We start from the raw sequence: 1,070 nt of genomic DNA, 5'->3' as shown, positions 1-1,070 counted from the left end.
GAAAACAGAACACTTGGAGAAGGTGCTGATTGCCGGATTATCCGTATCGCTCAAAAACTAGACACTCATGCGTTCGCCCTGCTCAGGCAACTCCAATGCGCCAGGCTCATTTTCAAACACTAGAAGAATATGTGATTTTTTTAAAAAAGAACTTATCAAGCCTAAGAGGCTTACCTCATGGACTTTGTACTGCTGGTTCGAGCTGTAAAATTAAAAATGCAGCTGACCCCTCGGAGTGCGTATTCTGTGGAAACTATATTGTCAGTCGTAGACATCTACCACATTGGCGTTTTGTAGAGCAAGAGGCTGTGGCACGTTTGAACAGCTTTGAACAATTACCTATTGAACAGCAGCGTGAATATGAAACGCTTGCAATTAGTTGGCGGGATAACTTATTTGTAGCACAGAAATTAATTGCTGATATTGAACAGTTGCCATGTCAGGAGCTAGCATAAATATGAAACGAAGCATAGAAGAAACTCGTAAGCTTATCGAGGAGGCATTAGCTGATATGGTTATGGCTGGTGATAAGGTTAATGTCTCTACCGTCGCAAAGCGTATTGGGGTGAATCATTCCTATATCCATAATGATTTTCCTGATTTGAAGCTAAAAATTGACAATGCTAAAATTAATCAGCGAGCTGAGTTTAAAATAATATCGGACTCCAAAGTGATTGAACGGCAGAAGAAACAAATCAGTAGCCTCAAAAAAAAGACCAGAAATGCCGAAAACGGTAGTGTTGATACTTCTTTAGAGGCTGTTTATATCAAGATGATGGAAATGTATCGGCTCCATGATTCGGTTAGAAAAGAAAATGAAGACATAAAGAATCGCCTTATACATGGACTCGACGTAGTTGCTCCAGAAACAGGCGAATTGATCAAGCTGAAGACATCGCTGTATCAAAGTCGGTAGTGTTCAGAATTCTGTGTCATTTCATTAAACTACGAAAAAAAGAGATGACACATGACCAAACCATCCTTCGATACATGTACAGAACCTTAAGCGGCAAGCGAATTAATAATACCGTCTAACGTGTTGTTTTGCTTGGATTTTCTCTGCCTACTCT

2 protein-coding genes are annotated in these 1,070 nt (G+C 40.0%); both read left to right on the top strand.

The genetic code is table 11. The features are described 5' to 3' along the window. Positions 1-95: 95 nt before the first annotated feature. The gene (locus ACYVG7_RS10245) at positions 96-455 is read left to right on the top strand and encodes a hypothetical protein (protein WP_460883020.1); all 360 of its coding nucleotides are present in this window, start codon (positions 96-98) and stop codon (positions 453-455) included. A gap of 2 nt (positions 456-457) precedes the next feature. After that, entirely contained in the window at positions 458-916 is a 459-nt protein-coding gene (locus ACYVG7_RS10240) for a hypothetical protein (protein ID WP_460883019.1), read from the top strand. The last annotated feature ends 154 nt before the right edge of the window (positions 917-1,070 follow it).

Source organism: Pseudaeromonas pectinilytica (genome assembly GCF_054780855.1).
This window is presented reverse-complemented; position numbering and strand designations above follow the sequence as displayed.